A 14298-nucleotide genomic window follows, 5' to 3' on the forward strand; every position below is an offset into this window, starting at 1 on the left:
ATGTGTGTGATGAAAGCCAGGGGCCGAGCTATAGGGGTTTGGATACCCACAGATTGAACATCCTTTACGTGCGAAATACGTGCATCTGTGCGAAATCACTAATTCGTTTACAAGAGGTTCAGGGTTTAAATAAAAATGCGCCCTCCTTGATGGGGTTATTACAGTGCAAATAACTTTTAAGAATTAGACATGCCACTTCCATCGTTTAAATATTCCAAGCAGCCATTATGTGGCGCTAAATGTAAAAGGACAGGATTACCCTGCTCCAATATGAGGGTACGCAATCGACCTAAGTGCCGCCTGCACGGCGGGATCGTTGGAAAACGTAAAGTCTTACGAGGTTCGGATCATCCACAATATAGAAATAAGGGCGAATCTAGAGCTGAGCGTGAAGAGCGAAGTAAAAAGAGTGCAGTCCTACTTTACTTAAGGGATATTGGCGACCACGTACATCTATTTAATGGCACCAAAACTCGTGGACGTCGCCCGAAGACCTATCAATCCCTCGACCTATCCGATGAATCACAACTTGCAATAGCTATCATAAAATCAATAGATCTTTAAAAAAGAGACCTAAAGTAGATCTAAGTACTAACCAATATCCAGGGTGTGTTGATAGACTTCGCCAGAGGGTAAACCAATAGCGTTTATATCAAACTTTAAAGATGCCTCAACGCGGCTGCTTGCGTTATGAATTCTGAAATTGATACTAAATCCATGATTAAAGACGATTGTCTTTGAATACATACCCCCATTTTTCTTATTAATTACATTAATAGCTGTGGGAAAGTTTGTTTTGCGTGTAGCAAGATTGCCCGAGAAGTTAAATGCCTGGATCTCTACTCGTTTTGAGCCCTTGCACATAACTTTATAAAAATCAAAGCGACCTATAAGATAAGTCATTAATCGCTTACAAAAGTCAGCCTCTTTATCTGGATTGACACTGATCACCCTATTAATCTCTTGCTCCCAAGCATCGAGTAGTGGCCAATAAAATCGCTCTGGCTTGCTTTCCAAATCCTCCCATAGCGCAGTCCTATCGGAGTTCTTACGAATACTGGCTAACTCGGCAAATATAGGTTTAATTTGATTCCAATACTCTGTGCTGCATCCCGCATCACTCAGATCCCACTTGGAAATAAAATCCAGCTTTGCAGAAAGTCTAGAGTGCTTTAGCGCCTCGTGGTTTGACTTACAAGAAATTCCGATTGATTTTCCGGAGTACTTAAGTATTACATCCCTAACATCACCCTTTTGACCCGCTTTATCGGAATTAAATTCAAGAGTTGCGTCAGGATCTCGCTCTATCTTTTCCTTATTCAGAATATGCCTTACAGCTAGGTCGGCGGCTACATCAAATGCATCTCTTTTTTTATCAGAAATCTTTTCTTCGTAACAAAGCTTTGCTAATTTAGAAAAATTGCTTTCAATTAGTCGGCAACCCACTAAGCTAGTTACAGACCTGCCGACAGACCACTCAAAAGCCCTTCCGGTTTCAGTTTGGGTTGCGGCCTTCATCTATTTAAGATCTTCTCTAATTCTGCGGGCCACGTGATAGGCAAGCATTACAGGAACGGCGTTGCCTATCATCTTGTATCCATTACGAACGTTGGAGTAGATAAAAGCAAAATCAGAGGGGAAAGTCTGCACTTCAGCGCACTCCCTCACGGTCAAACGTCGATAATCATGTCCAGAAACAAAAGCCATCTTATCCTTAGCAACTTTTACCATCTTTGGAGCACTAGGATGTATTGGAATGTGTCTGTCGGTAGCCAGAATAGTAAATGATTGTTCATCCCAAGATCTCACCCTATTCCTTGACATATAAATGGGTGAAAACGTCTGGTCTGGGGTTAAATCATGATTTAAATACTTTTTGGATTTTGTTCCAATTTTAATTTTTGACAAATAGCCAATAGCATCATTCAGAGTAGGCTTTGGTCCCTCAACAGGCAGGGGGAACTCGTAGCCGGTATTGAAATCGTCTTCGTTATATCCAACGATAAACACGCGCTCCCTATCTTGTGGGACCTCATAGTTGCTAGCTTTCAATACCTCAGCCTTTACAATATACCCAGCCTTCTTAAACATCTTCTTAATATTTTCAAAAGATTCTTTATTCCGAGCATGAATTAAACCGTGCACATTTTCTGCAACGAAAAATTTAGGCTTTAATATTTTTATGAACCGAATGTAATCGTGAAATAGTTGACCGCGATGGTCTTTGATGCCGCGTTTAGCGCCAGCTTCACTCCAAGATTGGCAAGGCGGTCCACCTATTACGCCATCTATTCGCCCGTATTTACTCTTAATTTCCTCTATTTCCTCATCCGGAATTGCAACGATTGAACGCTCGTCTAGATGAATAGATGGAAAATTCGCCTTAAAAGTTGGGGTAATAGTTTTATCGTATTCATTTGCCCAGACCGTCTTGAATCCAGCTTTTTCAAACCCAAGGTCCAATCCTCCTGCGCCTGAAAAAAGAGAGACGAGGGTTGGTGAGGATTTTGATTTCATGTGTAAATTAATAGGCTGTATATTTGTACAGTATAGCAGGGCTCAAGAGTATACGCAGAGGATTTAAAACTGAAGGAGCCAACGAGATAGCTCTGCTTCGTCTGAAATTCCATTATCAATCAAAATCTTTGCAATGTCTGTTGCCGCAAGCACCAGCACTGGATGACCATCCTCAATAATTTCTTGATAAGCCTGCAGAGCCACATATGACGTTGTAATAAAAATTCCGAATTGCCTATGTCTTAGTCGGGAAATAAGCCTACTGGTTTCTCTGACACCACACCCATTGCTTAACTTATAACATTTCGCCTCTAATGCAAACTCAACATCAGAATATGAAGAGCGAGTTCCAATTCTGTAAACTCCTATTGCGTCCCGACCACCATCCTTCCATGGCCTGGTGTTATCACAAGAAATAATATTTTTATCCATTATTTGAGCTAATAGAATGGCGCATTTTTCAAATGCATACTCCCCATTAGTATGTGACTCAAAATAATTTTTAATCTTTTCAATAAATTTTTCTTCGATTTGATTTTGAGGCAGCTGCTGATCCACAGTTCGATGTAAAACTGATGGGGGAGCCAATAGAGGCGTATATTTACCTGAATCTTTCCATTTAATATATGACGGAGGCGCAAAAGAATTTGAAGATGTGCCGCCAAGTAATTCATTTACCCACTGGCGCAATATAACTGGCTCGTCAAGTATAGTGAATGTGGCGCGATAGTTTTGAAATCTCTGCGCTTTTGACGTCTTCCATATTGCGTGTAAATCTTCAGTCTGAGATATATCTCTAGCGCCTGGTACAGCAAGCCCCCTAAAGATAACAGAGCGCCCCGCTCCAGGAGCTTTTGAAAATATAAAAAACGGGGGTATTAACCCTCTTTTTCCAATATGTAAATTGTCAAATGCATTTTTTAGGATTAAATTTCCCTTTTTAACTGTGTCATGTAGCTCGTGACCAGCAGTTCTATTGTCGCCATAGTAAACAAACTGACCCCTTTCGAAATCAATATAATCCGGCCACTCTCTATTTGAGAGCTCCGTATATAGGACGCAAAATTTTGCAGCTGAAAATGATCCAGTAAACCTGAATCCACCCTGGTTTCCACATGACATTAATTTCGTGATTGGGTCATCGGATGTATTGCCGGATTTACCGCCTTCATACAATGCATCAATGACTAAATCTGCAGAGGCTATCTCGTTGAATGTAAATATCTTAGAAGTCATCTGAATTTATATTTTTCCAAATCACAAAATCAGGCATTTGCTCAGATAGACTGCGTAAACAACAGGCTATTTCTGAGTCGGTATCCTCGATTTGAATGAAAATTGTGTCGATACTTCTAGTAAGGGCCATCAGAATCCACCTAGATACTTCGCGGGAAACCCACGAATCCTTATCTAACTCACTAATTTCCTGAATTTCGTAAATCTTTATAAACTGGGATTTTTTATAGGAAATGAAATTATCAAAATCAAAGCAAAAAGTGGTCCAACCCTCCATTCCTCTGGCTGAGTCATATTGAATTACTCTTAGCTCATCGGTTGATTTCGGAGGCTCTCGCCTGACAGCATCGTCATAACCCTTCCAAATTTTAACGCCAAATAAACTCTCAAACTCAGTGAAATAGGGTTCGCCACGCAATTGCTCTGCTAGACCAGGCGTAACTAAAGCTAGAAGATCGATAGCTTTATTATTTAACGTTATCGCGCGTTCTAATTCTTTTCTTGCAGCCACTAAGGACTCAATAACAGAGCCAGCAAATATAATAATTTTGCCACCCCTAATTTGAGGGTTGATCTTAATCGACCAATCAATGTAGTCAAGAGTTTTAGAAAGCGAATTGGCAAAGAGGGCTAAATTACCTTTCATTCGAAGTGATTGCTCCAGATTAAATACAATCTTTTCTGGGGCCTTTAGTCCAAGCGTCCAGGAAGCATTATTACCCCTTACCAACTGGTCCATGCCGTCTGATATCACTAAACTGTTAACGTCAAATATTGACTTGATGCATGACACTTCATCAGGCTTCCAATCCTGCGCCTCATCAATTAGAACGCAATCATAGGCAAACTGTTCTGGATTGGAATTAATCACATCTAATATATCGGATTTTGTAAAAATTGATGTACGTAGCGATTCTGCAAGCTCAGTAACTGAAGCATCATAAATATCTAAAAAATCCTCATCCTCCCTCAGCATACAAAAAGCTTTAAGAGTTTTATAGAAAAAACTGTAGGTACTTTCTACAGATATGCCGCCATCATCAACTGTTGTCGGAAGACCAAGGAGCGCTAATATCCGCCTTAGATCAGATACAAGAGCACGGTTATATGTAAGAATTAATGATCTAGAGCTATTATTTACATAAAGATGGTTTGCAATCTGAAGTAGTGCTACAGTCTTTCCCGTGCCTGCACGACCCTTCAATATAAGAAGTCGGTTACCCAATTCCGAAAACCATCCAGCATTAAATCCATGCTTTGCAGCAATTGAATCAATCTTTTTCCTATCAAGATCTGTGGGGATATAGGATTTAAAAAGTCGTGACGCTGAAATTTTCTTTGCAAAATCTGAAGGCCCAAGGGAGATTGTTGCCCTTCCGGTTTTTCTTATCCATGGTTTTGCATTCTCAGCAACAACAGTAAAAAAATCCCTAGGCGAAATAGTGGCGCTAATTAAATTATTTGGTCTAGTTGGAATATCAAATTCCTCTAAATTTGAAAAATAAATTAAATTAGTCACAAATGGGGCATACCCCAACTCGTCGGTTACGAATTGCTTTAATGAATGGGCTTGGGTAAGGCTTTGGTCACTTGCAGAATGCCAGCCCTCAGAATTTTTTCTTGAGTACCTAACTAGTGCACTAGAGCCCTCAAATTTTACTGATGAACCTGTATGCGCTTTTACCTCCACACACATTAGAAAACTTTCAATATATACTTCAAGCTTTTGAAATACATCATCCGGCTGACATTTAACCGGTCTAACAGGGCTAAATTTTCTGGGGCTTGAGAAATAGCACGAAATTACAATATCAATATCTTGCGTTTGATATCCGAATAGTTTGGCACCAGAGAGAATTTTTACATGATCATCCTTATGATCCCTCAGGTCCGGCCAAACCGAGATAAAGAAATCGTAGATTTTCTCTGCCGCAGCACTTTCTGAGGAGGTGGTAAAACCAAATACCTCGATCACGACTGACTAACCTCATCCAAAACTAACCTCTCAAAAGCTGTATGAGAGCGGGTTTTTAGAGTCCACATATCAATAAAAGGATGCCTCCCATTCCATGCGGGAATAGCTGAACGCATATCAAAAAAAGCCTGACTCTGGGATTCATTCCAATTTACTTGGGAATTACTCCATAGGGGATGAGAAAAAATAATCCCTCTATTTTCGTATGTAAGCCCAAACAATTTACCGACCCGAACCTTTTTTATATCAAAGCCCATATCTAAATATGATTTAGATAGATCGTCAGCCAATTTCTCAGAATGCTTTAGCCATCGGTCCTCATCATAATTAATGCCAGCAGCAATTTCGGCCATATCCAATGAAAGTCTCCAATCAAGATAACCGTGATTTCTTCGGTTTTCATAACTTCTCAGGCAATCCGGACATGACGAATCACAATGAAGTGAATGAATTTTTTTCTCAAACTGATTTTTGGTAGTCTTAAGAATTTGTTCTAGGATTTTCTCAATCATTACAGGGGTAGAGATTACGGATGCATATCCTGCGCCATTTTCAAGGCTATCAGATATAAAAATTTGCTCAACAACTGATTTACCATCCTCAGTCCTCCTAGATTGATATCCGACTTGCAGCTCGCTAGTACCCACATCTAACTCAGTTGCAGCAGTTTTCATAAACAATTCTGCAAATGATCTGGTAGCCGCTCGCGCAGCTGGTACTTCATTAATATCAAGAACCATAGTTTTATGATTCAATGCATCTGACTCAAAGTTTAGTAGGCATAAATCAGTTACTTTTATACACCCAATTGAAGCCATTTCAGCATCCGCTGGGACAGAGCTAACATCACGCAACCCTCTTGTCTTATCAACCGCCGCCGGAGAATAGAGCGATTGATCCAAAACGACTATAGATTTATCAGCTGCAACAGTCAGCGGGAATAGTTTCCCGTCATTATCATTGATAATTATTATGTCTTGCTGTGGTAAAGAATTTACCCATAACCCATTTATCTTGGTACCACGGTAGTTATTATTGATCGCCCCAAGTACAGGCTCTTGAATATTTGCCCCTCTTTCAGTTTGATTGTCAAAATCTCGCGATTGATAGGTTGTTCTGAAACCAAGGGGTTCATACATTTTAAATGTTGTGGATTTATTTCCGCATACCATGCAATTACCTTCATCGCTCGCGTCAGCTGCTATACGCACGAACTTACAAGAAGTACATTTATTAATAAATTTAACCTCGCCCATCGGAGGCTCTGTAGGTCGAACTCTCCCCCCCGTATAGTCCCAACTAGCAAAGCCATGACAGACGTGAATTTGCTTATCTTTTAAGATCTCCGCTCCAGGAGCAAAATTTGCAATTGCTACATCAAGAGCTCTATCACTCACCTGGCATTCCTCTTCCATATCAATATTTCTCGGCGCAGATGAATAAAGAGCTCTTACCCGCGTCGGGAATCCATACATGGGTAGAAACCCTGCGGATGCAAGCCGCTCGCTCAACTCCTTTTGAAGATGATTCTTGCTTGAAATTAATTCAGTTATGCAATTTACAAGGTCGTCATTGATAAAATCAGTGATTTTTTTAATTTGCTCTTGGGATAAATCCGAATAAGTAATAAACGATTGAATAATCCCATTTACGCGACCTGAACTAACGATCCATTTGCTGATGAGATTTTTATATAACGGGACAAAATCACTCGCCGCACCAAATGCTCCATGTGTACTATTTTTATTTCTTTTTGGACGAATATCGGCTGGAAGCCCCAAAAATGCTTGTCTTAATACTTCAGCTGTAATACAGCGTCTGTAAATTAAATCTTGCCCCAAATCCAGGTATGGCTGCGGTGGCTTATCTCCAGTCATTCTTAATGGATTATTAAAGTACCACTCATCATGTGTGCGCCCACGACAATAAGTAAACGAATATGAAAATTTTTGTCCCATACGACCAGCTCTACCTACTCGCTGTTGATAATTAAATCTTTGCGGAGGTACGTTCGCACAGATGACGGACTGCAAAGAACCAATGTCAACCCCCACCTCCATGGTGGTGGTAACACTCAACAAATCAATATCTGAAACTTTCTTTGACTCACTGGGAAGGAATATCCCCTTGAACAGTCTCTGCCTTTTTCTCTGTTCTGATAAGGGCTTTGTTTGCCCTGTTAATTCCTCAACTCTCAAGCGTCTTGGCTTGTGGGTTGAAAGCCATTTGTAATAATCTTCCGTGGGAGAATCTATTAATACCAAATTCCTTGAAAGACATTTATGATTTGAGCATATACCAGCAGAGTTATGTAGGTGTTCGTTTGAACACTTGACGCATCTGTAGATTTTTCCATTTGAGTATCTGGTCAACCGTAATTCAAGTCCAAATATGTTTTGCAGCTGGAGCACCCAATTTTGATTAATGATTCCTTTGTCTTTTAAGAATTTTTCAACAGCTTCAATAACAATATTTTGATCTAGGGCATACTTGGCAGAGATCTCTTGTAAATACTTCTTTAGACCTCCGGGTGGGTTTGTAGAAGAAATAAAGAGCCCACTCTCATCGTAATGACGCAAAATTCCTAAAATTCGAATTGAACTGGAGATCATTTCTTTTTGAGTCTCTAATGGAATTCCACCCAAAATTGAATGTGGGATTTCTACATCAATTGTGCACAGATGGACTGATTCGTAATCCCTACCTGCCCTTGAAAAAAGCACTCCTCCTACATGAGAAGCAAGCCTGCGTTCTAATCGCGACCTACCATCTTGAGTTTCAGATTCTGGAAGGCTATCCCAGTCCTCAGACCTAAAAAATTTATACCAAGGATTATTAGAAATATATTTGTAGGATGGCTGCGGTCCTGCAGGGTTTGCCCCTATAGAGAGCAATTTTTTCTCTATCTGCATAATCAAATCTGACCATCGATAGCTATCCTCCCCACGTGAAGCCCCATCTTGATATGTCTTAATAAGCTCCAGCTCCTCTTCATCTGCGCGACCTTTGAATTCGCTGATGAGTGCTCCCCATAAATCTACATTGTTTCTCTTCCACAACTCAAGAGTTGATAACTCCTCTTCGGTTAACTTTTCCGATCTTAGCGAGGCTCTTGCCACATCAATTGCATCTACCCTCTTCGTATTAAATACTTGATAAATAATTTGCCTCAGCAAGTCGCTGAAATGATTAAATTCTAACCCCGCAGCAATCGCTGCTGCATCGTCTCGACTATCCGAAAATATTATGGATTTTGATGCTTCATCTTTTTTCCCAAGAAGATCAGATACTCTTTCTGCCAAAATTTGAGTTGCAATAGATTGACCCATCGTATGAGCCCTAATGGGCGATCGAACCACGCCAGAAAAAAAACCAAGCGGTTTGTTGTATTCCTTAAACTCACAATGTGGGCACACTTCAGGAAGGGAGGGTATTGTAGAAAATTCGCTTGCTAATGCGTTGGTATGCATATACGTAAAAGATCCATGAGGATCTTTCTGAAGAAGCCCTGATCTAATGTCAAATGAAGCGCCAGAAAATTTAAATTTGATTTTTCTTCCAGCGCTATTTTCATGAGTCCACTCATCAATTGGAGCTTGAAGTCTTCCAGGGCGAATCCACATGTATTGGTTATATGTTCGCCTGTTAACCATGCTACTTAAATTAATTGACCCATTATTTACAGCAGGGCTCATATACCAGCTATTATCTTCATCCCCTGTTACAGGAGAAACTACACCGCCCAAAGAAGCTTCACCGCATTGATAGCAGTACAGGAGTTCGAGCACACGTGCTCCGCATCCACATGAAATTTTTGGAGTTCTGTATATTTTGCCGAGCGTTCTATGCTCAGAGTCATATGAAGGATCTAACTCGGTGCAATTCTCATTAGTGCACACCCACAAGCCTCTTAACGAACGTATGAAATTATGAGCTCTGAATCTAGGAGAGTTTAGATTCTCCCCCTCGGCTGACATAGCCCTTAAAATGAGATTTACATCATTATCCCCACCGTCACTGGTTTCAGGGAGAACGGATCGAATAATATCTCTTAACGGCTGCGCTTTATAAGAAGGGGCAAACGAGGCAGCTACTTTTTCTGATATCGCATTAACTTCACTCCATGCGGCGAGACTATTCTGGTCACTACACACCTTTCCTTGGGCGATAGAATCCTGGCTAAGGCGCTGCATGGGATTCGGCTCTACAGGTATTCCATCTATCACTGCAAAAGTCTTGGAATCTAGTCCAAAAAAATCTTGCAGGTATTTTCTGCCTTCATTCCCATTAAGGGATGCTGAAGTTCCGATGCATCTTAATTGTTTTGAGTCTGGGGTCAACCCAATTCTAGCCAAGAGATTTCTAATCGTTAAAGCTACTTCCGCTCCTTGCGTACCTCGATAACCATGCAGCTCATCAATAACTAAAGTAAATACATTCTTCTCACTAAGACCTAGCCATTGCTTTGTTGATTCAAAGAGATTAGCCTCTACATCACGCATCAACATTACATTTAACATCGAAAAGTTTGAGACTAAAATATCTGGGGGAGATGCGACCATATCCCATCTGGTCACCATTTCACCTAATTGTGGGTTTTGTATCTGCAAGTAAACATCTTCACTAACCTTTGCATCGCTTAGATCGTTTAACTCACTTACCATTTCACGTATTTCTTTCGCGACACTTTTTACAGAGGCATCACTGCGTTTAATGGGAACCTTTTGGTCTCCCATTGTGGCGCCGGTATATCTGCCAAAATAAAAAAGTGGGTTATCGCTCGATGAATTGGCAGAAAAAATTACTTTTCTAAGCCTAGAAATTTGATCCTCAACAAGTGCATTAGTTGGATAAAGGATGATTGATCGAACTGCTGCAGGTCGATTACATGCGGTAACTCGTACATTAGACCAATTACCTACATCAGACTCCCACCATGTGTTTATTGGCAATGGCTTTGGCCATCGTTTTGACTCCTCGAAAAGCCTAGCAAATACAGGTAATAAAAAACTTTCAGTCTTTCCAGAGCCTGTACCTGATGTAACAATAGGATTGTGACCCCCATTCTCGCCATACATATACGATCTCTTAAGGGATTCAGCCTGGTGAGTCCTTAGCTTAAATTCCGGAGTTTTGGAAAAAATAGAGCTTGCTAGATCGACGGCAATCTCATTACTTAGCCCTATACCCTTACAGACATCACCTATAGTTTCAGAGGTCTTATAAGGCAAATTAACCTCAAGTATTGGATCAGCAGCAAGAACATCTGGGGCAGATACCAATGCCTCTCTTTCAGCAAGCATTCCAGGATCATTAAGCCAAAATGCGGAATCTAAATATCTTAAATAAGTATCCTTAATATATTCAAAAACTTCTAGCGGGGTTTTTTCATTCATATTGTTTGATTAAAAAGTTTATAGGCTAAACCTTCAGCGATCTCTTTACTTATTTGTGTGTACTCAATTAAATTGCCCTTATTTTCAGGCGACTTTCCCGAGCAGGATATAGCAACCCTATCAAAAATGAAGGGCAGCTCCATACCAATCGGGACCTTCAGAATTCTGGTGCCTTCATCGTATTTAAAAAATTTCCAGTACCTCTTTGATAAAGAAAAATACTTAGCTAGACGAGCATCACACAAAACTGCAGTAGATGACCTTAAAAAATCTTGGGGTAAGTAAAAGTACTTGATTCCATTCAAGTCATGCCTATATGCGCCTGCTTTAATCTCAATATCCGCGGCTTTCCATTTCATATCCTCCGGATCAAAAAATTGCAAATTATTCTCAGGCATTTCTACCTTAGGCAATTGGACCGCAATCTCAGACAATGTTGGCAATGCAGAAAGTAATTTATGAGTAAAGCGTTTTGTACATGAAATTGGGAAGGCGCTTACTGCTGAAACTATTTCGGCAAAGTCATCAATATTTTCAGAATCAATTCCATCAATCTCAATCACTGGGAATGAATAATTGTCCTCAATAACGCGGAGCATTCCACCAAGACTAGCGCTGACTTCCTGCAATTGGCTAATAAATGTCTCCGAACTCCATCCAACAACTGTAAATTTCTTCTCGCCTGTCAGCACAAGAGAAGGGTCTGCAACCCTCCATGCCTGCGGCCTTAAGGTATGCAGATCAAGCTCCACATCGATATGACCCAGACCTACTAATTTTCTTAGTGTTTCATAAGGCGCCCAAGGCTCATCATATTTAGACCTAACAATCGTACTAAGTCGCTCAAAAGACCCCTCCTTAAGGTAGCAAAGGGCATCAAAAATTTGACGATAAGTTGGTCCAGAAATTTTCCCAGAAGGAGCTATAGGAGGCAGAGAGCGCACGTTGATAGCATTCACTAAATCGGAGGATCTAATATTTTTATCTTGATACCCCCCCCTTCTTGAGCCAGAGGAATAATATCCGCGAGTTCGCTCCCAAACAGTCAAACTACAATCACTGCACTTAGCCCTAACTAGATAGCCAACGGGCGCTCCAATCGGAATTGGATCATAAACCTTGATGTGGTAGCCGCGTAAAACACAAGAGCCAGCCTCCAAGGTTACTGTCTTTGTATTTGCTGTTCTCTCATACAGATCGGGTTCTGCAATAGAAGATACAACCCCTTGATTTAATTGAATCTCCATTTTTGGAAATGTCTCATCAAGATCGCGCACGGATGATATGTAACAGCCATTGAGTGAATTTAAACTGTCATACTTTTTAAAGTCTTTTGTTGCAGATATTGAGCCAAGCGAATCGGTTGAAGCAAGCACGTAAGAAAGCTTAGCAGAACTGCTGCGCTTATACATACGAACACTACTACCACTTCTAATTTTAAAATTCGTACTCTGCACCCTTTTTGGAGGTGCGCCCTCATAGATAACTACCTGATAATCTCCATCTGGCAGTTGCAAAGAATTTAAATCTATAAATTGAACGCCAGTAGCAGTTGCAAATTTATGAGTTTCAAACTTATTCCCAAAATCGAGACTCTGAATAATTTCTACCGTTACAGTTTTATCAGTATCTAAAGAAATAACAACTTCCGGCGGCAAAGAACAAAGCCACGTGTCATTACCCAAATATAAGCCCCCGATAAGCGAAACAGAACCCCCTAGCAATGGTGATAAGGCCTCGAGCTCTCTAATCTCCATTGACTTTAAAATCTGTACATCTGCGATCATGAGCCAGCCCTCAGGCAATCCTTTTGTCTGGCTAGAATTAAAAACTTTGAAGCCTGGTCTTGCAATTTCGTTAAGAGCGCCCGTTACCTTTTCTAAAATCGACTGATGTACAAGCAGTATTGCTGGCGTCCCAATTACTACTCTAGAGACCTCCTGAAAGGCTCCAATTTCCAATCTATGAATCAAAACACACAATGGCTGACCATTTCTCTCCAGAATCCGCTCGTTAGCCTTATTTTTTATCCTTAATTTAGCCAGCAAGGCATCACCATTAGAGATTTTTTCAAATGGCTCTATAACTGAAACCCCAAAGTCATCTAAATAATCGAATGAGATTTCATTAGCGCAATCTTTAAAAGCTTCACTTGCTTCAACACTTGATCCGGTCGCTATTTCATATTTATCATCTGAATTCTGAATATCATTAGTGGATAAATAAAGGGATAATTTATTTTGCGGATATTTTTTATGGGTTGCTATATAAAAAATTCGAGATGCATGGTCAATAATTTCCTTTGCGGATAATTTTCCATCCCACGCCTCTAGTTCGGAACAAGCAATCTCTGAGACCTTGTCCCGAATGTCTCCACCACGCTGAATCATCTTGCTTAGAGATGAAGACCCACCGGCTGATGAGCTCCAATGCAATAAAAGACTAAGCATTTCCATCTTTCCAAGTCGTTGACCTGGATTAAGACCATTCTCAATAAAAATTCTTTTGAGTGCGTTTCTATCCTGCTCCCTGACAAGAGCCTGAGAAATTGCTACGCTTACATAAATACGACTATCAAGAGCTTTTGCAGTTGGGAGTCCGATTTCACCATCCCATGATGCAATCCATTCATTCAACCAAGGCCAAATAAGCTCGCCAATTTCCCTGTAAGATTTTTGTAAATCGGAATGGTGCTCATCAGAAAGCCCTAACTCCCTTTGCAATCTACCGTAATAATTATTTGCACCAAAATCATTGTCTCTAACCATTTTTTCTGCGACATATGAGAAAAAAGCAAGCAAGGCAACGAATGGAGGTGTTTCTTCTTCAGTTCTCCTCTTCCATCTAAATGCATTTACTAAATGAGGATTAAAAATAGTCGTACTGCTTAAAGAACCAATAATTGAATCTCTAAAATCTTTTATAGCCTCGGCAGCACTTAATCCAGACTTTTCACCAAATACAACCAACAGTTGATCGCTTATATCGAGATAAACTGGCCTATTTTCATATTTATCTGAAAAGAAATGAGATGCAATTAATTCATTCCACCTTGAGTAGTTCAGCCATGCATCAGAGTCCCTTTTTGCGAGGGCTTGAGATTTAACGTACTCGTACATTTATTTTTTTGTCATTTTTTTTCAGATTTACCGTCTGATATTAACTTGATTTACA

Annotated in this window: 6 protein-coding genes; all 6 read right to left on the reverse strand. The window is 40.3% G+C overall.

The window, feature by feature from the left end; all coding sequences use genetic code 11:
• Positions 1-591: 591 nt before the first annotated feature.
• The 6 genes from ICN44_RS00125 to ICN44_RS00150 all read right to left on the reverse strand — a co-directional run bounded on the left by ICN44_RS00125 (position 592) and on the right by ICN44_RS00150 (position 14243).
• Complete coding sequence (locus ICN44_RS00125; RefSeq protein ID WP_216261880.1) at positions 592-1518, reverse strand: HaeIII family restriction endonuclease; 927 nt, start codon at positions 1516-1518, stop codon at positions 592-594.
• Positions 1519-2517, reverse strand: coding sequence for a DNA cytosine methyltransferase (locus ICN44_RS00130; RefSeq protein WP_216261883.1), 999 nt, complete (start codon positions 2515-2517; stop codon positions 1519-1521).
• Between the two features lie 63 nt (positions 2518-2580).
• Positions 2581-3753: a restriction endonuclease gene (locus ICN44_RS00135; RefSeq protein ID WP_216261884.1), complete on the reverse strand. Its 1173-nt coding sequence runs from the start codon at positions 3751-3753 to the stop codon at positions 2581-2583.
• The gene (locus ICN44_RS00140; protein WP_216261885.1) at positions 3743-5728 is read right to left on the reverse strand and encodes a DNA/RNA helicase domain-containing protein; all 1986 of its coding nucleotides are present in this window, start codon (positions 5726-5728) and stop codon (positions 3743-3745) included. Before ICN44_RS00140 ends, ICN44_RS00135 begins: the two co-directional genes overlap by 11 nt.
• The gene (locus ICN44_RS00145; RefSeq protein ID WP_216261886.1) at positions 5725-11124 is read right to left on the reverse strand and encodes a DEAD/DEAH box helicase; all 5400 of its coding nucleotides are present in this window, start codon (positions 11122-11124) and stop codon (positions 5725-5727) included. The genes ICN44_RS00140 and ICN44_RS00145 overlap by 4 nt, the downstream gene beginning before the upstream one ends.
• Positions 11121-14243: a hypothetical protein gene (locus tag ICN44_RS00150; RefSeq protein WP_216261888.1), complete on the reverse strand. Its 3123-nt coding sequence runs from the start codon at positions 14241-14243 to the stop codon at positions 11121-11123. Before ICN44_RS00150 ends, ICN44_RS00145 begins: the two co-directional genes overlap by 4 nt.
• Between the last annotated feature and the right edge of the window lie 55 nt (positions 14244-14298).

This window comes from Polynucleobacter sp. JS-Fieb-80-E5, from assembly GCF_018882015.1.
In the GTDB taxonomy this organism is placed as follows: domain Bacteria; phylum Pseudomonadota; class Gammaproteobacteria; order Burkholderiales; family Burkholderiaceae; genus Polynucleobacter.